This is a genomic window from Gelidibacter sp., assembly GCF_035577925.1.
Classification (GTDB): Bacteria; Bacteroidota; Bacteroidia; order Flavobacteriales; family Flavobacteriaceae; genus Gelidibacter.
The window spans coordinates 1-23,135 of record NZ_DATJCY010000404.1; the positions used below are offsets into that span (position 1 = coordinate 1).

Sequence of the window (23,135 nt, forward strand, 5' to 3'; positions counted from 1 at the left end):
AGGTATTTAGATACATAGAGAAAACTATGTTATGTGTTTAAAAAAACAAGTGGCGAACTAAATCTTTAAAATGATTATATTGAGAGTTTAACCACATGGGCACATAGAAAAACTATGTATCTATGTGTTTAAAAATGACATGTAGTTGAAATTTATTAAAATATCCGCGCTAAATAATCATAATGCTCACCTTCCATGATCAATTCACATTGTAGTCCTGCTTTTTCAGAAGCAGATGATAAGGTTTCAAAATCTAAATATAACCAAGTGATGAGGTCGGCATCTTCACCTTTATAGCTCAAAAGGTAATCAAGTTCACCATAATAATTAGCATTAAGATCCTGCCAGTAACCGCCATCCTCATCTTCGTACATGTATTTAATGTCTGTAGAATCGACTAAAATTTGTCCGTTGGGATTTAATAAGGTTTTAAGGTGTTTAAGGTAATGTGGTGTTTTTGCGAGGGTTTCAAAAATTCCGGTGCCATTCATCATCAGTAAAATGGTATCAAACTTTTCGGTTTCGTCCAAAACAGGAATCTGCTCAGCATTTCTAATTCCAAGTTTTTGTGCAACTTCAATAGCGCCTTTAGAAATATCTATCGCTTTAACATCAAAGCCCTTATTTTGAAGGTATAAGCTATGGATACCTGCACCACAACCTACATCTAAAATCCGTCCTTTGGCAAGTTGTAAAGATTTTTGCTCAAGTTTGGACATGTCTTTATAATCTCTAAACAAATAATCCAAAGGCATTTCGTCGTCTTCGGAAATATTTGTTGAGGTAATGATGTTTTCGGTGTAATTTCCGTTGTAATAATCTAATAATGCTTTTCCAAAAATGTCGTTCATTGAAATCTATTTTTAATTTCTATCCAATACGGAAATCTAAAGTTTTAATTGTATTATTTTTATAGCCCAAAGGCGATGTATAACGTTTTTTAAAGTTCGCAAAGATAGGGATAAGTAAATGAAACCAACTTTGTGAATCAAAAAACGAGCAGATGTCAAATTAAATAAAAAGACACGTTATATATTATGTGTTATAATTTTAAGGAGAACCCTAAGTAGAATAAACCCTGAATTCATCATGAAGAAAAATATTCTTTTTTTAATGCTATCCATCGGAATTTTTAATTTCTGTTTTTCACAAGAATGGCTAACCTCGTTGGAAACCGCCAAACGCGTGGCATTGGTTCAGAATAAATTTCTATTAATGATTTGGGAAGATGCCGCTTTAATTCCGTATCCGGTGTTGATGAATGATGAAAAGGGAAATACAATTCTCGTCGAAAATTTATTTGATTATGACGAAATCAACCGTGTTATTTGGGATTATTTTGTACCCGTTAAACTTAATGAACGTGTTTATTCTGAACTTTATGAACAGATTAAAAACACGAGAAGCCGAACTTATATGGCCCAATTTGAAGATGATAATATCAAAATAGTGGATGTAAATTTGAATATTATCAACACGTCAGATGGTCTTGAAGCGTATTCTAATCTGTCAAAATTTTTAAGCAAATATGCACTAAACACTTCGTTTCTAAATGCTGATTTGAGAAATTATTTGTTACAGAAAGATTTTGGAACAGCGTTCAGATTGGCTTCTAAGTATTTTGATTATGCCATATTGGTCCATAATAATGTTAGGGAAGATATCATTCAAATATCTGATTTGTATTTGGACGAAGCCATCGCTTTTTTGCCTGACAGCCGTTTGGAAGAGCACGGCAATTTTGAGCAAAAAGCAAAGCTGTTGGGTTTATCAAAATTCCTTTTGAAAAATAAACCAAGAAAAGTACAGCGACAGCTCAAAAAAATACAGACTTCCGAAATAGATCAAACCAATAAGGCGTTATTAGCTTTTTTGTATTACACGTCATATCAGCTTCAAAAGGATGAAAAAAACGCAGAATTGTGGAAAAGTGAAGTTTCTTTAGTAGATTTGAAGAGAGCTGAATTAATAATTAAACTACAATCTTAATCCGATGGAAACCATAATCACGTATTTCGAAACCATTCCGTCGCTTCATAGAAGTATTATTCTTGTTGGTGGAATCACTTTATTCTGGGTATTGGAGGGCTTATTGCCATTGTTTAAATTTTCTTATAAAAAATGGGAGCATGCTGTTCCAAATATATTTTTTACCATTACAACGGTAATTGTCAACTTTGGATTGGCGTTTTTATTGTTAAAAACCGCCGATTGGGTTAAAATCAATGATTTTGGAATTATCAATTGGTTGCCCGAAATGCCATTATGGTTGTACGCTCTTGTGGGCGTGATGCTGCTCGATTTTGCAGGTGCTTATTTGCCGCACTTTGTTGAGCATCGCGTCAAACTGTTATGGATGGTTCATCTCGTGCACCATACCGATCATCATGTCGACACAACTACGGCCAACCGCCATCATCCTTTGGAAAGTGTCATAAGATTTGTGTTTACGCTTTTTGGGGTTTTCATTATAGGTACACCAATTGCTTTGGTATTTCTTTATCAATCGTTGTCATTGGTGGCCACACAATTTACACATGCCAATATTAAATTGCCTAAAAAAATAGATCAGCTGATGAGCTATTTTTTGGTGTCGCCAGATATGCACAAGGTACATCATCATTATGTGTTGCCTTATACCGATTCTAATTATGGCAATATATTTTCTGTTTGGGATCGGCTTTTTGGTACGTTTATGGTTTTGGATCGAGAGAAAATCATTTATGGTGTGGATACATTTCCAGATGAAGTGGCGAATGGAAAAATTGGGGAATTACTTAAACAACCTTTTCATAAATACAGAAAACCAACCACTACAGCAGATTCTGTTGAATGATTGGTTCTATAATTTTAATATTATTGGTCATTTGATATTCAAAAATATCAGGTGTGGATTCATAAACTTTTCAGAAGAAAGTTTATTTATACAGCACGTATTTTTCGCGTACAAGTTTAAAATCTTCAAGTCCTTTTGACCATGAAGCTTTGATGTCTTTTTCTGAAACGCCTTTTTCTATTTGTTCCTGAAGTTTTTTGGTGCCTGCCAATTTCACGAAAAACGAATTAAAAAACTTCGATTTGTCCGCTGTATGATTATAGGCTTCAATAAGATATTGCAAATCAATTCCGGGTTTTACATCAACTTTGGATAAATCCCTTCCATAACAAAGTTTTCCTTGTTGTGGTGGTGTTTTTGCGCCTTCATTGGGTTGCGGGGTAAAACTAAATTTAAAATAATCCTTGTCCAAATCAGGACTTCCAAAAACCTGGAATTGTTTATTAGTGCCACGACCCAAGCTGACATTAGTTCCTTCAAAAAAGCAAATGCTTGGATATAAGGCAATGGATTGGTCGTTTGGTAAATTTGGAGATGGTTTAATTGGTAAACTATAATGCATTTGATGGTTGTAATTTTCAATAGTAATAACTGTCAAAGGGCACTGTATTTCATTTTTCAGCCATTTTTCACCGTTGATCATTTGTGCATATTCACCTATTGTCATTCCATGGGCAATAGGAATAGGGTGCATGCCTACAAAACTGGTATTAACTTTTTCTAAAATCGGTCCGTCCACATATTGTCCGTTAGGATTTGGTCGGTCTAAAATCAATAACGGAATATTGGCTTCGGCACAAGCTTCCATGACATAATGTAAAGTAGAAATATAGGTGTAAAAGCGGACGCCCACATCTTGAATGTCAAAAATTAAAATATCCAATCCTTTAAGTTGCTCTGGTTTTGGTTTTTTATTATCGCCATAAAGTGAAACTATTGGCAATCCGGTTTTAGGATCTAAACCATCTTTTATTTCTTCGCCGGCGTCAGCTGTTCCTCTAAAACCGTGTTCTGGAGAAAATACTTTTTTTACATCAATATTCAAACTTAACAATGAATCCACAAGATGCGTGTAACCATGGTCGTTAAAAATAACACTCGATTGATTGCCGACAACTCCAACCTGTTTATCTTTAAGTAGCTTTAGATACTTTTCCGTTTGGTTGGCGCCAACTTTTATAGTTTGCCGACTAGTTTCTTCTTCTTTTGGAATTTCTGTTTCATTTTTTGCTGTTCCTTTTCCACAAGAAATCAAAACTAAAACAGAGGTTATTATTATGGGGAATAATGTATTTTTGAAGTTCTTAAATTGTATCATAAATTTTGAATTACGAGTTTTTTATAGCTAAGCGCATTATTGGCAGTAAAGCGTATAAAAGTAGTGTATCAGCACCAATTATCAAAATTGGTATTGTGGCGATTGCTATAGGTATGGTGGTCATGCTCATTGCCATTGCTACAGGTTTTGGCCTTCAACAAAAAATAAGAGATAAGGTCGTGGCGTTCAATGGCCATGTGACCATTACAAATTTTGATAGCAATGCTTCTGATGAGTCTGAAATTCCCATTCAAAAGCAACAAGATTTTTATCCGGAATTCAAAAATATAGCAGGTGTTAAACATATACAGGCTGTTGCAACCAAGTTTGGTGTGGTGCGTACTGCAACCGATTTTGAAGGGATTGTTCTTAAAGGTGTTGGTTTAGATTATGATTGGACCTATTTTAAAGAGTATTTGATTAAAGGAAGATTGCCTGATTATTCTGGTGAAATGAACAACGAAGTTTTGATTTCGGAGTATTTGGCCAATAGGTTGCAGTTTGAGGTGGGCGATAGTTTTCAAACTGTTTTTAAAAAAGAAAATATTGATCAAATGCCTTGGTTAAGAGCTTTTGATATTGTAGGAATCTACAACTCTGGATTTAAGGAACTGGATGAGAAATTTGTGATTTCCGATATCCGTCATGTGCAACGCCTTAATAAATGGAGCGAAAATCAGATTGGCAATTTTGAAGTGTTTATTGACGATTTCGAGCAAATTAAAATTAAGGGTATAGAAATTTACGAAAATATTCCTTCAGATCTTGATGCGGTCACTGTAGAGGAAAAATATGTCTCCATTTTTGAGTGGATTGGTGTTTTTGATAAAAACACTTACGGAATTATCGGAATAATGATTTTGGTAGCTGGAATTAATATGATCACTGCTTTATTGGCCCTTATTTTGGAACGCACCCAAATGATCGGTATTTTAAAATCGTTGGGAAGTAATAATTGGAGCATCAGAAAAATATTTTTGTATAATGCCACTTATTTAATCGGGCTTGGACTATTTTGGGGGAATTTAATCGGTTTGGGATTGTTATTAACACAAAAATATTTTGGCGTGATACCTTTGAATTCAGCAGTGTATTATGTTTCAGAAGTGCCAGTATATTTAAGTTTAAGTTATGTTTTGATACTGAATTTTGGAACATTTATCATGTGTTTGTTGATGCTCTTGATTCCTTCAATCATCATTACAAAAATTTCTCCAGTCAGAGCGATGCGATTTGATTAAATAGTTGCTAAAGGGTAGTGGATAGAGATTAGTTTTAGTTTTATTGGCAAGTTTTCTGTGGATTGTCGCGCCTTATTGCAACACTATGTAGTAACTCAAAAAATCCTTGTACCTTTACAATCTTAAAATTAAATACATGGAATACGCAGAAAATATACTTGGGACCATTGGTAATACACCTTTGGTAAAACTCAATAGCTTAACAAAGGATTTGCCGTGTTTGGTTCTGGCAAAATACGAAACTTTTAATCCTGGCAATTCCGTTAAGGATAGAATGGCCGTTAAAATGATTGAAGATGCAGAAGCTGATGGCCGATTAAAACCTGGAGGAACCATTATTGAAGGTACTTCTGGGAATACAGGTATGGGATTGGCATTGGTGGCCATCGTAAAAGGTTACAAATGTATTTTTGTACTTTCTGATAAACAATCCAAGGAAAAAATGGATATCCTTCGCGCCGTTGGTGCAGAAGTTGTAGTTTGTCCGACGGATGTTGCCCCTACTGATCCACGAAGTTATTATTCGGTTGCCAAACGTCTGAGTGAAGAAATACCTAATTCGTGGTACGTTAATCAATATGATAATTTAAGCAATACCAAAGCACATTATGAAAGTACAGGTCCAGAAATTTGGAAACAAACCGATGGAAAAGTTACTCATTTTGTAGTTGGCGTTGGAACAGGCGGAACGGTTTCTGGTGTGGGCAAATATTTGAAAGAACAAAACCCGAATATCAAAGTCTGGGGGATTGATACTTATGGCAGTGTGTTCAAAAAGTATCATGAAACCGGTATTTTTGACGAAAAAGAAATTTATCCCTATGTCACCGAAGGTATTGGTGAAGATATACTTCCTAAGAATGTCGATTTCAGTATTATTGATGGTTTTGAAAAAGTGACTGATAAGGATGCTGCAGTTTATACCCAATTATTGGCCAAGGAAGAGGGTATGTTTTTAGGGAATTCTGCTGGTGCAGCAATCAAAGGATTATTGCAATTAAAAAAACATTTCACTAAAGACGATGTGGTTGTCGTGTTATTTCATGATCATGGCAGCCGTTATGTTGGCAAAATGTTCAATGACGAATGGATGAAAAACATGGGGTATTTGTAATTAAGAAACCACTTTTATAATACTTTTGAAATTGAAAAGTATAGATAGTAAAAAGCGTCATGAATATTTAAATTCATGACGCTTTTGTTTTTAAGATTCTTTATAAAATCAATTTACTTTTACTCGAACACCTTCGCTATGACTCGTAAATTCAGGGGCATACATACTTTGAATGGTGGTAATGCCATTGCTCATATCGCCACTATTATTTACGCGCAAATCATATTCAAAAACATAAACACCTTTTGGTAAATAGTCAAAAAAGAAGTGCGTGGCTGCATCTTTTGTACTTTCATAATAGCCCAAACCATCTTGGTATTTATAAGATGATAGCACATTGACCGGTTCAAAACCTGCCGCACGCATATCTTTCATGTGTACAAACTCCATAGCTCTATCACTTCGTAATTCGATGCGAACGCGTACCAAATCGCCAACCTTTAAATCAGTTTGTGGTGTGATCTCTAAAATTTGCTCACCTCTATCGGTATTGGTTTTTAAGAACAATTTTTTATTCAATTTTAATGGCGTTTCTGCAAAGGTGATTTTATCTAAATCCTCAAAGTATTGCCAGTATAAGCCTCCCCATGCAATACCATCACCTTTTTTGGTTAAGGTCACATTGGACATTTCTGGTTTTATTTCAGAATTGTTCCAAGAGGTTTTATAATAACCAGTTCCAGCTTCTACTTTTACATTTTCTAATTGTGCAGGATTGATTTTTTCGCCACCTACAACAACATCGACCGCATCCGTAACACTCAACCAATCGCTACCTTGCAATAACAATGCATAAACCGCTTCGGTGGTGGCTTTGGTGGTTTTCCAACTATTGGTCTGTTTGTTTTTGAGCAACCAGATTTTTAAATTATCAATAGTTTTTATGTCATTTTGAATTTCCGAAAACGCTTCAATCATTAGTGCTTGCGTTTCAATAGGCGCTTGGTACCAAAACCAAGATCCTTTGTTATCTTTCCAATACATGCCCAATTCAGCGGAAGTAATGCTGTTTTGTTTTAAGGATTTTAGGATGGCATTAGCCGTTTTTGAATCCTTGGTGCGGTGCGAAACCATCGCCATCAATCCTTTGGCATATAACGAGCGTTTTAACCAGTATTTCTGAATTTGCGTTTGGTAATAATCGGTAATAGTTTGTACCTCTTTGCTTTTTGCAATTTCCGGAAAAAAACTGCGCATATACAAATAATGCAATTGGGTATAACTTAAATGATCTTTGTTGAGGTCGACATTTTTATCGTATTTGCGAAGATCTTTATATTCTTGAACAAATTCAGCATCCAAATAGCTAATGGCTTTTTTGATCATGGCATCCGAAGCTATTTTATCAACGTTGACGTTAAGTTGTTTTAAATGTCCAAAACCTGAAATGATTTGTTGCGTAATAAATCGGTGGGGTTGTCCGCCTTCAAACCACGCCCAAGCACCGTTTTTCATTTGGTTATTTTGAAGTTTCCGTTGTGCCGATTGCAATTCGTTGGTCATTTTATTCAGATCAAACAGCAATGCAATGCGTTTTTTCTGTTCAGTTTCGGATTCGGCATCGCGTAACCAAGGTGTTTCCTCAATCAGAATATTTTTCAGTTCTTCATTTTTTTCAAGATTGCTGATCAGAGCATCTTGTGAAGCCCATTGGTCGAAAACCTCTTTAATTCGTGGGTTGCTGTTGGCAATATGGCTGGCCAAAGCATTAGCGTAATATCTGCTAAAAATTTGCTCATTACAGTCGTACGGATATTCCATTAAATAAGGCAAAGCTTGAACCGCATACCACGCCGGATTGGAAGTCATTTCCAAAGTCAACTTGTGGTTTTTCAAAGTCGAAGATTTGTTGGCTGAGCCTGTCGAAGCCAATTTATCTAAAGTAAATGTTTTGGTTTCATTAGAGCGAATCCACATCGGCAAGGTTTCTGTTACCAACAAGCGGTTGGAAAGTACGGGAAGTACATTCTGTTCGCCATCGCTAAAAATACCCGATTTTGCAATCACTTTATATTGAACGGCATCCACATCATCAGGAATATTTAATTGCCAGGTCATTTGCGTATTCCCTTTAGCATCTACTGAAAACGTTTTTCTATTGTTCGAATTGTTGAGTTTTGCATCAATAGATTGGCCGGTCATCGCATCAAAAAGTTGTAAAACCACTTCGCCAGATAATGATTGTTCTGTAAGATTTGCAATTTTTGTACTGATAGAAATGACATCGCCATGACGTAAAAAACGCGGTGCATTGGGTATGACCATCAATTCTTTTTGTGTGACGGTTTCTAAAGAAGTCGTTGCACTTTCTAAAGATTTGGTATGTGCCAACAGTTGTAATTTCCATTTGGTCAATGCTTCTGGTGTTGTGAAACTAAAAGTAATAGTACCATCGGCATCGGTTTGCAATTGTGGAAAGAAAAAAGCAGTTTCCTGAAGGTTTTTCCGAATAGCAACTGATTCTAAATCCTCTTTTGGTTCAGGTGGCGCAGGAGGGTTAGCTACTTGATTTTGTATAGAATATTCCGCTAATGCCGTTTCTTCTACTTCAACAGAATCCTCCATTACCATTATTGCTTCTGCCTGGGCAGCCGCAGGTTTTCCTTTTGCCATTCTCATTTGCATTAGGTTATATCCTCTATTTCCAAAATAAAAGCCAAACCAATTCCATTGGTCATAATTTTGCTGTTGATAACTCGGATTATTGGTAGGCAAATTGACATAAAACCCTCCATTTCCAAAACTTTCCACGGCTCGTCGTTGGTTATGGCTGTAATAATGCGGTTGAAATAATGGACTGAACTGCCATTGATGCGGTTGAAATTGATCTAAGGACATGTCGTACATACTCGCCAAAAGTTCAGTACTTACTTTATCACCTTGCGGACCTTTAATGTTGAAACTCCAAGTTTCGTCTTGGCCAGGTTGCAATTGATCCCTGAAAGTTTTGGTTTCAATGGTCAATTCAGATTTTGGATAAGGAACAGCAATAGCTAGTGTGCCCGATTGGAAACTGTTAAAAGCAGCATAACTGTAATGGATTGCAAATCCGCCCAAATCAGTATCAGTTACCGGAATAGCAATTGTTTTTTTATTATTGCTTAACGGAATTATGTAAGTTTTGATGATTTTTTGATCTTTTTCTACATCCATGGTTACCACTAAATTTTCGGCAGCACTTCCAAAAGTAACAAGTACATTTTGACCTGCTTTATAAATAGATTGATCGGTGCTGACACTAAACAATTGATGGTCCGGAAGCGTTTTGTCTTCTGAATTAAATATAAAAGTCCGTGCTTCGTCTTTTACCAATTGCCCAAATTTGTCGGTGCTTTCCAAAACAACGATATAATTGCCAGAATCCCATTTTTTAAGATTTTCCAATTTAATTTCCTTCGATTTGGACGTATCAAAATTGGCTTCAAAAACCATTTTTCCTTTTTCCCAAGTTTCTGGATTGTGTTCATCTTGATAAGCTTCATGCGGGAATAATTTTTTAAATTCTTCACGAGACAATGACTGATAATCTGGTGCAGCCCATGGACGTGGTCTTAAAACTTGATTTGGCCCTGTAAGTCTATAAATTTTGACGGTGCCCTGAGCAGGTACAAATTCGCCATTTAGGTTTTTTGTGCTTATTGCAAGTTGATGGTTTCCTATCGTTTTATCCAATTGTCCGTTGATCCCAATCGTAGCTAAAAGCGCATGATAACCCACATTTACAATGGTTGTAGCACTTCGGGTTTCGCCATTAAGATCGGTCACATCGGCTATGATTTCATAATTGAACACTGGCAGATTGATTTTATCCACACTTTCATCGGGAATGGCTTTAAAGGTAATTTCAAAATTACCATCTTTATCCGTGATGCTTTCGCCATGTGCAATTTCCTGAGGTTGACTGTTAAACCAAGGTCGGTACCAATAATACCAACGCGGAAATTGGACTTTACGATGCACACGATAAACGACTTTGGCATCCGTAATGTTACTTCCTGCATAAGCTAATGCTGTTCCTTTTATCGTGACCGAATCGTTAACTTTAAAGGTTTCGGTTACAGGATTAAATTTGGTTTCAAATTTTGGACGCTTGTATTCTTCAACAGAAATATTCGTGTAACCGTAATTTCCAGCGAAGATGCTTAGACTAAAATTGCCCGTTAATCCGTTACTAGGTAAGATAAATTCTCCCGCAACCGATCCGAAATCATTGGTTTTGAGTTCCAGTTCCTTAACCACTTCGCCATTCACATTTTTGAGGATCACTTTTGCAGGTTGATTGGCATAAACGCTTGTTTTGTTGTTTTCTCTTTTTGTGGCAATGCCTTTAAAATAAACAACTTGTCCGGGTCTGTAAATACTGCGATCGGTAAATAAAAACGGTGCATAACTAATTTGGTCTTCCTTTTCTTTTTGACGGTAATAGCTATTGCTATAATAATTTTTGAAGTATGCAGTTTCCGAATTATAAGTCGCCGTGATGTCCATATTATAAAAACGGTTTTCCGAATTTTCTAAACTGAATTCACCATTCCTATCTGTCTGAAAATTTTCTGTTTTGAACTCGTTATTATAGTTTACCTGATATTTGACGGTCACTTTGGCACCGGAGATAGGTTTTCCATTGGATCTATTGATCAATTGAAAAAGCTCTCTATTGATATCTGATTTGCTTACCAATGCCATATTGGTCACTTGAATAGTTTTATAGGCAAGAAAATCGCCTTTTGAAAAATCTGGTGTGGCTACGATAAGATAATGCCCATTGTTCAGTTTTGGAACCATGACCTCTGTGGTATGCACCTGAAAATCCTTTTCATCTATAAGCACATTTTGCCACTCTTCTTGGGCTTTCAGGTTTTTAATAAATGAAGACCGCTCTTCCTTTCTGTAAATTTTATTGAATTTCTCTAATTCTGATTCCGAAAGCTTATAAATTTTAAATTTTAAATTCTTTATATTAGAATATTGGATTAATAATCGGCTGTTTTCCTGAACAGGAATGGTGTTTTCGGCCGTTAATTGCAAGGAGGGTTTTAAAATGATTTCTTTTAAAATAATACATTTTTCTGCGCCTTTACTTTTAGGAAAAGATGTTGTTGTAGCATCACAAATTGCTATGGCATCTTTGAGTTTCCAACGCATTTCAGTATTGGTTTTAGGGTCAAAATTTTGACCTTGTTGATAGTATAGTGAAGCTATTTCAAAATTATAAAGTGTAGAAACTTCATGGTTTTTATAAGTTTCAAATGTTTTTTTAAGGGTGTTCAAAAAGATGGCATCCTTATCATTAAATGTTGCATTGTTTTTAATGAACTGTAAACGTTGAATATCCACATCAACCAAGGCATGAGGATCCTTGTCATTAAGATGAAAGTTGATTAAATTTTTATAAATTTTCAGAGCTTTTAATTGTAACGACGTCGAATCTTGATCGGTAATTTTCAATCCTGAGAAGATCTTAGCTTCACTTAAAAATTTAGGATTGTCAATCGTGAATTTGTAAGCCGGTTGACTAATACTATTTTCATTGGTTTCATAAAATTTAAGCGCATTCTGATTTAAAAAATCAAAAAGTGTTGGTCGGTATAATTTTGAATCTTTTTCAGAATGCAAAAGTGCGTCATAATTTGACAATGGGGTTTGTTGAAGTATTAATTCGTTTTTAAGCGAATTTTGATAATAAACGTCAATTTCTGCAAACAACGTCTGTAAATCCCAAGTTCTGAAATCTTCTGTATTTACCTTGTTTTCTGTGTGTGTTCTGCCATAAAATTGATAACGATTTTCCTGAAAATATTGCCAGTAAAGATTGGCAAGTAGGTTTTCAAGAATATTTTTTGCTGGCGCGTTACTTTTAGCAATTTGTGATTTAAAGTCGTTGACAATTTTTAATTGTGCATCTTCATCTAAAATGAGTGCATACTTACTTTTATAAAATAAACTTTTAATTTGTTGCGACGTGTTTTGGTCGGTAACGGCCTGTTTTGAAATCTGTTCCACAACTTCCAGAGCAGATTTTGTTAAACCTTCAGATTCTAGTTTTTCAACTTGTTTCCATAGTTTTTCGTAAGTATTGGATTGACCTTGAGTGAAAAGTGAAAAGCATAAGATCATAGAAAATGTTATAAAATGTTTCATCATTTGGATAGGTTTAAATTCTTAAAAAGAATTATTTTGGAAACTCATTGGTGTTTTAACAACGACGAAAAGCACCAAATTTATTTCCATTGTGTGAAGTTAATGCTTTTAGAAGTTTGTTTTTATTATCTTTTTGTCAATTACGCAAAAACAATACCACAACAATGTTTATTTTTGGATTCAGAGCATTTTGTATGAAATTCATTGTCTTTTTTCTCTTTACATGTTGATTGCCAATGGCCCGACAGAATTTGAAATAGCAGAACAATTTTTGCTTGAAAAAAAATTTGCAAAAACGGAAGAAGGTTTTGCGAATTTATATAAAGCTTTGAAGTACTTTGATAAAGGTGTTTTTACTATGAAATCTGTTTATTCTTGGCGAATCTCTGTGAAACTATGCACGCTAAGTCGCAGAGGCGCCAAGTAAAATCCATGAAATTCGCGCAATTAATGTCTAACAAAACTTTGTGAGTCTCTGTGTTTTCTCCGTGGAGCTCTGAGAAATTATGCACGCAGAGTCGCAGAGCCGCAGAGTAAAATCCGTGAAATTCGCGCAATTAGTTTATAACAAAACTCCGTGTATCTCTGTGTTTTCTCCATGGAGCTCTGTGAAATTATGCACACAAAGTCGCAGAGGCGCAAAACCGCAGAGTAAAATCCGTGTAATTAGTGTAATTCGTGTCTAAAAAACAAAAACTCCTTGAATCTCAGTGAAATTAGTTCTCGCAAGAAGCGCAAAGTTATTAATTTGCTATGTTAACGCGATATCAGTGCTAATCAGCAAAATCAGTGTCATCAGCGTTCTGTTCCAATAAAGGGATATTGTGCTATTTCTTTGTGAGACTTTTTGTTATAATTTTAATTCAGTTCATCAATATCACCCTAAAAATCATTCGTGAATTCGTATCAAAAAACTATCTTTGAAGCTTTGAAAAACAGACTATGAACGTACATTTTATAGCTATCGGTGGCAGTGCCATGCACAACCTTGCCATAGCTTTACACAATAAAGGATATCAGGTAACTGGAAGTGATGATGAGATTTATGAACCTTCCAAATCGCGATTAAAACAAAAAGGTTTATTGCCAGAAAATTTTGGCTGGTTTCCTGAAAAAATCAACACCACTATTGATTCTGTTGTTTTGGGAATGCACGCCAAAGCAGATAATCCTGAACTTTTAAGAGCACAAGAACTGGGATTGAAAATTTACAGTTATCCAGAATTTTTATATGAGCAATCCAAACACAAAACTCGTGTGGTCATTGGCGGAAGTCATGGTAAAACAACGATTACATCCATGATTCTTCATGTGATGCAATATCACGATATTGATGTGGATTATATGGTGGGTGCGCAATTGGATGGTTTTGATATCATGGTAAAGTTGACCGATACCAATGATTTTATTGTTTTGGAAGGCGATGAGTATTTGAGCTCGCCAATTGATAGACGTCCAAAATTCCAATTATATCAACCTAATATCGCACTTTTAAGTGGGATTGCTTGGGATCATATCAATGTGTTTCCAACTTATGAAGGTTATTTGGAGCAGTTCAAAATTTTTGTGGATAGCATTGTTAAAGGCGGAAGCATTACCTACAATGAAGAAGATGACGAAGTGAAAAGGGTAGTGGAAGACTCAGAAAACACCATTAGAAAGTTGCCTTATCACACACCAGAATATACGGTTGAAAATGGCAAAACACTTTTAGAAACTCCCGAAGGTCCGTTACCAATTGAAGTTTTTGGAAAACATAATTTGAACAATTTGGCAGGTGCGAAATGGATTTGCCAACACATGGGTGTTGATGAAGACGATTTTTATGAAGCCATTGCAAGTTTTAAGGGCACTAGTAAACGCTTAGAAAAATGAGCTGAAGGTAAAAAACAGTATTGCTTTTAAGGATTTTGCACATTCGCCAAGTAAAGTGAAAGCCAGTACCAAAGCCGTAAAAGAGCAATTTCCGGATAGAACAGTTATTGCTGGTTTGGAATTGCACACCTACAGTAGTTTGAATGCCGATTTTTTAAAGGAGTATAAAAATACATTGGATGTTGCCGATGTTGCTGTTGTTTTTTATTCGCCACACGCTGTTGAGATTAAAAAACTAAAAGAAGTCACCAAAGATCAAATTGCCAAAGCCTTTGAACGCGACGATTTAATTATTTATACCAATCCCGATGATTTTAAGAACTTTTTATTTTCACAAAATTTTGAAAATAAAGCGTTGTTATTGATGAGTTCAGGAACTTATGGTGGTTTAAACTTTGACGAAGTGAAAAGTTTGATGGTATAAAGTTCTTTAAAAATATGAATGAAAAAAGCCATTAATGGGAATTAATGTCTTTTTAAATTATATAGGGATCTAATTTTATTTTATCTCGACCACTTCCAATTCAAAAACTAAATTTTGACCAGCAAGCGGATGATTGCCGTCCACAACAATATAATCGTCTTGAACTTCCACAACTCTAAATTGATGTTCAGTGCCGTCAGGTGCTTGGGAAGCTAATCCCATCCCAACTTCTGGTGCAATATCTTGTGGCAATTGGTCTTTTGGTACTTGATGAAATAATTCGTCCAAAATATCGCCATACGCTTCTTCCTTAGCTATTTCGATGGTTTTTTTGTCGTTTAATTTCATGTCGATAAGCGCATTTTCAAAACCAGGAATCAGTTGGCCTTCGCCTAAAGTAACTTCTAGAGGTTCTCGTTCGAGTGAACTATCAAAAATTTGTCCGTTGGTTAATTTTCCTGTGTAATGTACTTTTACCGTATCATTTTCTTTTACTTGGCTCATAAATCCTTTTTAATATTTATATAAGTTGCAAAATTATAATTTATATAAGTGCTGACAAGGTTTTAATGTTTTAATCAAGTTTTATTAAGAAAAGCTTAACGTAAAAAGATGGTATTGATACTTTGCAATACCATCCAGAAATACAGTAGTTTATTGTTTCACTTCAGCTTTATTGCTCGAACACAGATGACACTGATTTAGATGATTTTTCACTGATTTTCTTTGGACACGGATTACACGGTTACACTGATTTTCAATTTCGACTTCTCTTGATATTAGTATCGATTTTAACATCAATTTCGACTTTAGTTAAAGTGATTTTTCTGAATTAAAATAGTTATTAAATTCAGCTCATTATCGCAAAAAATAAATTAATTTAGATGTGAATTTATAATTTCTCACTGATTATTAACTTAATAAACGTTGTAGATGAAATTTGATTCGTCGCTTTTCCGTAGAAAATCGGTAGCTCAACTTAGCCATGACTCCGAAACTTCCTCCTTAAAAAGAACATTGACTGCTTTCGATTTGACCATGCTCGGCATCGGTGCTATCATTGGCACAGGTATATTTGTATTGACAGGTGAAGCAGCAGCAGGAACTCGAGATGCTTTGGGAGCAGGACCGGCTATCACCATCAGTTTTGTAATTACGGGTTTGGCATGTGGTTTTGCGGCGATGTGCTATGCCGAATTTGCGTCCATGATTCCTGTTTCTGGCAGCGCTTATACCTATGCCTATGCGTCCTTTGGTGAAATTATTGCATGGATTATTGGTTGGGATTTGATTTTGGAATATGCTATCGGAAACGTTGCGGTTGCCATTGGTTGGGCCGGTTATTTTAAAGATCTTTTACAAGGTTTAGGTATTCATTTGCCGCCGTATTTGCTGGCGTCAACAGGAACAGAATTGGTACAATTGCCTAATGGCGAATGGCATCCACTAACCGGTGCGTTGGGCACACGACTGGGCGATCAGATAAGTAGTATGCCGCATGAAATTTCTCTTTTAAATTTACCAGCGCTCATCATCACTTTTGTGGTGACAGTATTGCTTATTATTGGTATTAAGGAATCGGCAAGAACCAACTCCGTATTGGTTATGATAAAATTACTTCTTGTAGGATTGTTTTTATATTTTGGTTTTCCACATTTCAATCCAAGTGAACATTGGCAAAATTTTACTCCCAATGGCTGGAATGGGATTATGAGTGGCGCGGCTCTTGTGTTTTTTGCCTATATCGGTTTTGATGCTGTGAGTACGACTGCTGAAGAAACTAAAAATCCGCAACGAGATTTGCCGATTGGGATGATCGCGGCTTTAATCGTTTGTACGATCTTGTATATTGCCGTATCGGCTGTGTTGACCGGAATGGTCTCTTTAGATATTCTTGCGAATGAAAAACCTATTTCGGCAGCTCTGAATGCTGTTGGCGAAAATAAAGTCGCATTTATTATTTCATTGGGAATTACACTCACCATGCCAACAGTTTTATTGGTCATGCAAATGGGACAGATCCGTATTTTCTATTCAATGAGCCGTGATGGATTATTGCCTAAAAATTCAGTAGGGTGAGCAAAAAATTCAAAACACCGGCTTATTCGACAGTAGTAGTAGGTTTATTGGTCGGACTTTTGGCAGGATTTATGGATATTGGTGCCGTGGCGGAACTGACCAATATCGGAACGTTATTTGCCTTTGTCCTCGTGGCTATCGGCGTTTGGATATTAAGAGTGCAACAGCCGGATAGAGTTCGGAAATTTCGAGTGCCAGCTTATAAATTTGTTTGTTCGGGGGCGATAATAGTCTGTGGTTATTTGATGTTTTCTCTGCCTTGGATCACTTGGCTCCGGTTTATTATCTGGATGGCAATCGGGATTGTGGTTTATTTTATTTACAGTAAAAGACACAGCGTATTAAATGATGATGAACAAAATTTATAACGACTTTTAAAAATGAGAAAAGCACTTCATTAGAAGTCTGGTTTTCGATTAACTTCCAATCAAATGCTTTTCTTAAAATTTAAATTTAGGTGTTTAAATTTTTATTTCAGAATTAAATGTTGAATAAAAAACTCCATCATTCTGCTGAAATTTACTGCCGTATGTCCTAGGTCAGGACCCACTTGAACTTCAAAGCTTTTGCCTGCTTTTTGTAGCGCTTGAATCAATTGCAATGAGTTTGCCGGATGCACGTTATTGTCATTGGTGCCATAAAAAATCATCAATTCACCATTCAGATTATTGGCATAGCTCATTAAATTGGAGGCATCATAACCTTTTTTATTGTTTTCAATAAGGTTCATGTAACGTTCTGTATAAATGTTATCGTAGTTTCTCCAATCGGTTACTGCTGAATTTGCAACCGCTGCATGATAAACTTCCGGAAATCTTAATAAACTCATTGCAGCCACGGTGCCACCATACGAAGTGCCATAAACGCCAACTCTGGTCTTATCAAAATATGGGCGGTTGTACAATGATTTTATACCTTCGGCGAAATCGTCCATTTCGACAATTCCTAAATTGCCATACAATTTATCGAGCATTTTTTTACCGCGTCCACCAACGTTTCTTCCGTCGATATTGACCACTAAAAATCCAAATTCAGTGATTGGGCTTGGCAACGTGAAGTTTTCAGTAAATGCATTTGTACTTGGTCCGCCATAATTACTTAAAATCAATGGATATTTTTTTGAAGGATCAAAATCCGATGGAAAATGAATCAAACCATCCAATTGCGTTTCGCCGTCGGCTGATGTAAATTGAAATCTTTCAACAGTTTTTAAGCCTAATTCATTGAATTTTGACCAATCAGATTTTACAATTTCAGAAACTACTTTTCCTTTATCGTTCATCAAATTCATAAAAGGAGCGATGTTGTGCGTTTGTGCAATATCAACAAAGTGCTTACCATTAGGCGATAAAATGACGTTGTGATTGTATGCTGGATCGGTTAATCGCACATCATTTTTACCATCAAGTTTAACGCGGTGCAACTGCATTTTCATGTGATTGTCGCCACTTGCTGCTAAATAATAAACGAGTTTTTTGGCTTCATCGACGTCTACAATTCTACGCACTTCAAAATTGTGATCGGTAATTTTGTTGATCAATTTTCCGTTAAAATTATACAAATAATAGTTTTTAAAGCCGTTGCGCTCTGACATCCAAATAAAATGTTTGTTGTCTTTCAGTTTGTAGAATTCAGGAGAATTGAGGGTAAAACTTGCTGGCCATTCTTCCCTGACCACAACTCGGGTTTTTCCGGTTTCCGGATCACCAGCTTTCAATTCCATAATATCTTGCTTGCGATTGGTGCTATGAAAAAGCAATTCTTTACCATCTGGCGACCATTCTATGTCATACAAATACGTTCCGATAGCCCCATCGTTATAAGGTTGGCCGTCGCGCGTATCAAGAACAGTTGTTTTTTTAGTTTCTAAATCATAAACCAACAAATCAACAGGAAGGTTTTTTGCGCCCACTTTTGGATAGGCCTCAACTTCTACCGAGTCTTGTATTTTTGTTTGGTGATAGAGCACATAATATTTGGTGGCATCTTTTTCTTCAAATCGATAAAAAGCTACTTTTTTACTGTCCGGCGACCACCACATGGCAGTATTTTGATCAAGTTCTTCACCATAAACCCAAGTTGCAATGCCGTATTTTATCTGATTTTCGTCGTTGCCATCCGTAGTGATTGCAGTGACATTGGAGCCATCAGGATTGCTGATGTACATATTTCTATCTTTAGTAAACGCCTTAAACTTTTCATCGGGAGAAATTGCCGAGGCATATTGACGGCCGCGTTCTGGACGATCACCTCTTGAAAATTGAGATCTTGGGGCTGGTGTAAATTCTTCCGATTTAATCACTTTTTTGAGTCCTACATCATAAGTATTTAGCTGACCGTCATCAATATAAGTAAAGGTTTTTCCGTCGGCACTCCAATTAACATTAGGCGATATCCTTTTCACCGAACTGTATAATTGCGATGACATTTGTTGATACTGATCGTATCTTGGCATCTTTTTAAGTTTGTCCTGAGCGGTTGTTGTACTTGTTGCAATAAAAAATGCAGCTAATAAAAATACGGGAAGTATTCTTTTTGAAGATTTGAAAATCATGAGAATGTATTTAAAGTTTAGTAAAAAGTAAAGTTACTTGAAATTGGGAATTAAGAAAATGAAAGTTTAAACAAGATTGACCATTTCCGAGTAAATTTGAAAGGTTTGATGTGAATTTCAAATTGTTGCACAGTTTTTAAGAAAAGAATTGAAAAATATGATTTCCTTTTCATCATAACAGTAGAATTTTTAAAACTGATGGAAGATCAAAATTTTATAAAAAACCTCAATCGGTGAGATGTGCCAGCTGGTTTTCTACAGGTCCTGAAAGTGTGTTGATTGTTTTGGTTCGGAATAATTTCTCAATAATTTCCCTTCCTTTTTTATATTCATCATGAATCGGACAAGGATGTTCGCAAGAGCATTTACTCAGACCCAAACCGCATTCGTTAAATAAATCCTTGCCATCAATCGTATCAACAATAGTGATGATGGGTTGTAAGCATTGTTCTTTTGTGATATAAAATCCGCCGGAAGGACCTTTGGTACTATTGATGATTTTATGGCGTACCAAATTTTGTAGAATTTTGCTTACCGTATGTTCACTGGCATTAATGTCCTGCGAAATTTCCTTAACGCCCAGTTTTTCTCCGGTTTCTTCTTTGGAAGCCAAATAAATAACTGCCTTTATCGCTGTTTTACAAGTTTTGCTCAACATTATTATAAGGATAAAAATTCATGACCTGCTTCCGAAATCATGCTTTGATCCCACGGTGGTTGAAAGGTTAATTTGACTTGAGTTTTACAGTTGGGAAAAGATTCTTTCATGGATTTTGTTGTGGCTTCTACGATAGATTCGCCCATGGGACAAAACCGTGTGGTCAATGTCATGATCACATCAATGTCATTGCTGTCTTCCTTAAAATCTATTTCATAGACAAGGCCGAGATCTACAATGTTCAAATCAATTTCAGGATCCATGACAAAGTACAATCCTGTCAGGGCAATGTCCATTTTCGCGATGTTATTTGTTTTTATATTCATTTAATTTTGCTTTATGAAAGAAGATTTTAAACACATTAAAATTATAAAGTACTGCGGTAATCAAAAGAAAAACGGCACCAATATTCAAAAATAAAATACTTGATAATACAATTCCGCAACCGAAAATTGTAAATCCAAGTAAATAAGATCCACTAGTCACTTTGAAAATTGTATTGTTAAAAAGATCTTTGGGATTTGGCGTTTTTCCTAATCCGGCAATACTTTTATAAACTTTGTTCCAAACAATAAACGGAAGCGTCTTAAACGTCATCCCTAAAATGATGGTCGTAATCCAACCAAAAAAAATGGTAAATCCATATAACATGACCAACTGTAAGCTATTTACGTTGGCCAAGATAATCATAATAATAAGCAATATTAATATTGGTACCAATGTTAATGCTACGGATAATATTGAGATTTTAACTTGTTCGTCCACTTTTTTCCGAATGCGTTGTTTGAACGACCAATAAATATGATTTCCGAAAATTAGGATAGCCATTCCAATCAAACCCAGTGAAATACTATAAAACGCAACAGATAGCGATTGGAAAAACAAAATTATGAAATTCAGTAATCCTGCGTTGATCAGGAAGTAAACTAGCCACAACCGTTTTTGATTTTCATATTTCGAAATTAAAAACATCGGGATTAATCGTGAACCAACACCAATAATCATGAGTAAAAACCATCCGATAATTCCCAGATGTGCATGAAGCGAAAGGAAGTTAATTGAGTTGATGGATAAGATATTCGATGAGAAATTCCAAACCAGTAACAATCCCAATAAAGTAGTGATGAACAGCCAAATAACCGAGGTGAACGCAAAAACAGCATGCACATTTTTACTTTTACTATGGTAAATACTCATCGCAAGATTGGCAAGATAACACATCACCGATAGGTTGATAAGCATACCGCCCATTAACGCGATGGTATTCATATCAAATTCATAAAATGCAAAAACCAATAGCGGAATGCCAATGGCCGCAAAGGCAAATGATAAATAAGCCAATACGTTACTGTGCAATTTTCCTTCAATCATTACCGGAAATAATTGATGGCTCGCACCCAAAATAATCATAGTTCCCCAACCCAAAGCCATGGTATGTGTAATGGCCAAGATATTCGGATTAAAATAATGCTGCGTAAATGCTGAAACATTACTAAGCATTAAAATGGTTGCTACTAAAAACGACAGCGCGGCATAAGCATAAAAAGGAAGCACCACGTTGTGCGATGTGTTTTTTATAGGGCTAGTAGGTCCAGTAATAAACATATCAATTTCTAAATATTAACAAGTGTACTTCGCCTTCGCTAATTTCCTTAATCCGATAATCAAAACCTTTATCAGAAAGTTCAGGAAGCAGAAATACGGGAATGCGTTTATGATACACATAAAGTGCCGTATTATCAGGAAGTTTATCAAGTTGTTCCAAAATGCGCATCATGGGTTGTGGCATTTCCAATTGCCGCACATCTATCGTGATCATTTTGTCGGCAAACTTTTGTGTGATGGCATCCCATCCGCTATCTGCACCTTTTGTGGAAATTTCTTGAATGGTCGTTTCATCAGATTTTTTATAGAAATAAGTTTCTACCAATTCGGCATCAATAGTATCGACATAAACGTCAAAACCTTGTTTTTCCAACATTTTAATTAGGGGCACCGGCTCAAAAGTATTAATGACTTTTAAAGCTTCTCCCGCATTAAGTGCTTTGACTTTATCTAGAATTAACGTTAACGGATCTTTTCCAGCAGCCAGCAAATCGCGCACATCAAAATCGATAATCTGATTTTTTCTAAGTGCGGTGATAAATCCGGGCAGTTCTTTTTTCTCTTCAATAACAGCTTCAGTTTGGATATCAATTTCAAAACCTAAAGGTTGAAGTGCATTAAAAAAATCAGATACTTCGCATCCCGCCATCTTTGAAGCCATAGCAATACTGGTCCGACCGGCAAGTAATTTTCTGAGCAATGGATTTCTAAGTTTGTCAAACTTTTTATCTATATTGATAATGGTTTCCATGGCATCGGGATGCGATTTTATAAGATGGGCAATTTTGGTATTTGCATTAATGGGTTTCATGATTATGTGCGACTTGATTTTGAAGTTTTATGGCTTTCGGAAAAAGAATATTATTTTCTAAATGGATGTGTAAATCCAGATCGTCTTCAAATTCATCAAGCATACGATAGAGTAGCGTATAACTTGCGCAAGCATCTTCTGGCAAGGTGTAATAATTGGTCAGCTTTCGGATTTCGTTCATTTCATTGCCAACCGAAGCGTGTTCCGCTTCATGTTGCGTAATAAAATGTTGAAATTCTTTGGAAGTCAAAGCACGTTTTGAAGCGTTTTCTTCACTATCATTTTCAAGAATTTTGAGCAATGGAAATAAGCGTTGCTCTTCTTTTTCCAGATGCGATAACATATCGTCATTAATGGTTTTTACCAGATTGTTGATACTTACCAATTCAGGATGGTTGGCACTGTGTACTTCCATTACTTTTTGCGCATAAGCTGTTAAATCCGGTAAGTTTTTTCGAACATAACGATGATGAACATTT

At 35.8% G+C, this 23,135-nt stretch carries 16 protein-coding genes and 1 pseudogene; 7 read left to right on the top strand and 10 right to left on the bottom strand.

The genetic code is table 11. The features are described 5' to 3' along the window. Positions 1-155: 155 nt before the first annotated feature. Positions 156-851, bottom strand: coding sequence for a class I SAM-dependent methyltransferase (locus VNJ50_RS15140; RefSeq protein ID WP_325583132.1), 696 nt, complete (start codon positions 849-851; stop codon positions 156-158). Between the two features lie 238 nt (positions 852-1,089). Here VNJ50_RS15140 and VNJ50_RS15145 point away from each other — a divergent pair, with 238 nt between their 5' ends. Together VNJ50_RS15145 and VNJ50_RS15150 are read left to right on the top strand one after the other, a co-directional pair. After that, positions 1,090-1,989 (top strand): hypothetical protein, encoded by a 900-nt coding sequence (locus VNJ50_RS15145; RefSeq protein ID WP_325583133.1) that lies wholly within the window; start codon positions 1,090-1,092, stop codon positions 1,987-1,989. Between the two features lie 4 nt (positions 1,990-1,993). Beyond that, entirely contained in the window at positions 1,994-2,836 is an 843-nt protein-coding gene (locus tag VNJ50_RS15150; protein ID WP_325583134.1) for a sterol desaturase family protein, read from the top strand. Between the two features lie 82 nt (positions 2,837-2,918). Here the strand turns inward: VNJ50_RS15150 and VNJ50_RS15155 are convergent, their stop codons facing one another. Beyond that, positions 2,919-4,154 carry a DUF1343 domain-containing protein gene (locus VNJ50_RS15155; protein WP_325583135.1) on the bottom strand — a complete coding sequence of 412 codons (1,236 nt, stop codon included), beginning with the start codon at positions 4,152-4,154 and terminating at the stop codon, positions 2,919-2,921. 5 nt (positions 4,155-4,159) lie between these two features. Between VNJ50_RS15155 and VNJ50_RS15160 the strand changes: the two genes are divergently transcribed. Both VNJ50_RS15160 and VNJ50_RS15165 read left to right on the top strand, forming a co-directional pair. After that, the gene (locus VNJ50_RS15160) at positions 4,160-5,395 is read left to right on the top strand and encodes an ABC transporter permease (RefSeq protein WP_325583136.1); all 1,236 of its coding nucleotides are present in this window, start codon (positions 4,160-4,162) and stop codon (positions 5,393-5,395) included. A 136-nt stretch (positions 5,396-5,531) separates the two neighbouring features. After that, the gene (locus VNJ50_RS15165; RefSeq protein WP_325583137.1) at positions 5,532-6,509 is read left to right on the top strand and encodes a PLP-dependent cysteine synthase family protein; all 978 of its coding nucleotides are present in this window, start codon (positions 5,532-5,534) and stop codon (positions 6,507-6,509) included. A 108-nt stretch (positions 6,510-6,617) separates the two neighbouring features. Here VNJ50_RS15165 and VNJ50_RS15170 read toward each other — a convergent pair whose 3' ends face one another. Then, the gene (locus tag VNJ50_RS15170) at positions 6,618-12,653 is read right to left on the bottom strand and encodes an alpha-2-macroglobulin family protein (protein WP_414652912.1); all 6,036 of its coding nucleotides are present in this window, start codon (positions 12,651-12,653) and stop codon (positions 6,618-6,620) included. 939 nt (positions 12,654-13,592) lie between these two features. On the opposite strand from VNJ50_RS15170, the pseudogene VNJ50_RS15175 reads away from it, so the two are divergent. Next, positions 13,593-14,949, top strand: a pseudogene (locus VNJ50_RS15175) (UDP-N-acetylmuramate--L-alanine ligase). A 75-nt stretch (positions 14,950-15,024) separates the two neighbouring features. Here VNJ50_RS15175 and VNJ50_RS15180 read toward each other — a convergent pair. Beyond that, positions 15,025-15,453, bottom strand: a complete 429-nt coding sequence (locus tag VNJ50_RS15180; RefSeq protein WP_325583138.1) for a peptidylprolyl isomerase — start codon at positions 15,451-15,453, stop codon at positions 15,025-15,027. 429 nt (positions 15,454-15,882) lie between these two features. Between VNJ50_RS15180 and VNJ50_RS15185 the strand changes: the two genes are divergently transcribed. Both VNJ50_RS15185 and VNJ50_RS15190 read left to right on the top strand, forming a co-directional pair. After that, the gene (locus VNJ50_RS15185; protein WP_325583139.1) at positions 15,883-17,028 is read left to right on the top strand and encodes an amino acid permease; all 1,146 of its coding nucleotides are present in this window, start codon (positions 15,883-15,885) and stop codon (positions 17,026-17,028) included. After that, positions 17,025-17,396 carry an amino acid permease gene (locus VNJ50_RS15190; protein WP_325583140.1) on the top strand — a complete coding sequence of 124 codons (372 nt, stop codon included), beginning with the start codon at positions 17,025-17,027 and terminating at the stop codon, positions 17,394-17,396. The genes VNJ50_RS15185 and VNJ50_RS15190 overlap by 4 nt, the downstream gene beginning before the upstream one ends. 101 nt (positions 17,397-17,497) lie before the next feature. Here the strand turns inward: VNJ50_RS15190 and VNJ50_RS15195 are convergent, their stop codons facing one another. From VNJ50_RS15195 to VNJ50_RS15220, 6 genes are all read right to left on the bottom strand, one after another. Then, complete coding sequence (locus VNJ50_RS15195) at positions 17,498-19,582, bottom strand: S9 family peptidase (protein ID WP_325583141.1); 2,085 nt, start codon at positions 19,580-19,582, stop codon at positions 17,498-17,500. A gap of 226 nt (positions 19,583-19,808) precedes the next feature. Further along, a complete protein-coding gene (locus VNJ50_RS15200; RefSeq protein WP_325583142.1) occupies positions 19,809-20,240 on the bottom strand; it encodes an RrF2 family transcriptional regulator in 432 nt (143 codons plus the stop codon). A gap of 2 nt (positions 20,241-20,242) precedes the next feature. After that, positions 20,243-20,566 (bottom strand): metal-sulfur cluster assembly factor, encoded by a 324-nt coding sequence (locus VNJ50_RS15205; RefSeq protein WP_325583143.1) that lies wholly within the window; start codon positions 20,564-20,566, stop codon positions 20,243-20,245. After that, the gene (locus VNJ50_RS15210; protein ID WP_325583144.1) at positions 20,547-21,845 is read right to left on the bottom strand and encodes a hypothetical protein; all 1,299 of its coding nucleotides are present in this window, start codon (positions 21,843-21,845) and stop codon (positions 20,547-20,549) included. Before VNJ50_RS15210 ends, VNJ50_RS15205 begins: the two co-directional genes overlap by 20 nt. 1 nt (position 21,846) lies before the next feature. Further along, positions 21,847-22,656: a DUF2249 domain-containing protein gene (locus VNJ50_RS15215; protein ID WP_325583145.1), complete on the bottom strand. Its 810-nt coding sequence runs from the start codon at positions 22,654-22,656 to the stop codon at positions 21,847-21,849. Then, a partial coding sequence (locus tag VNJ50_RS15220; RefSeq protein ID WP_325583146.1) for a hemerythrin domain-containing protein occupies positions 22,643-23,135 on the bottom strand: 493 nt, incomplete at its 5' end. The genes VNJ50_RS15215 and VNJ50_RS15220, both read right to left, overlap by 14 nt.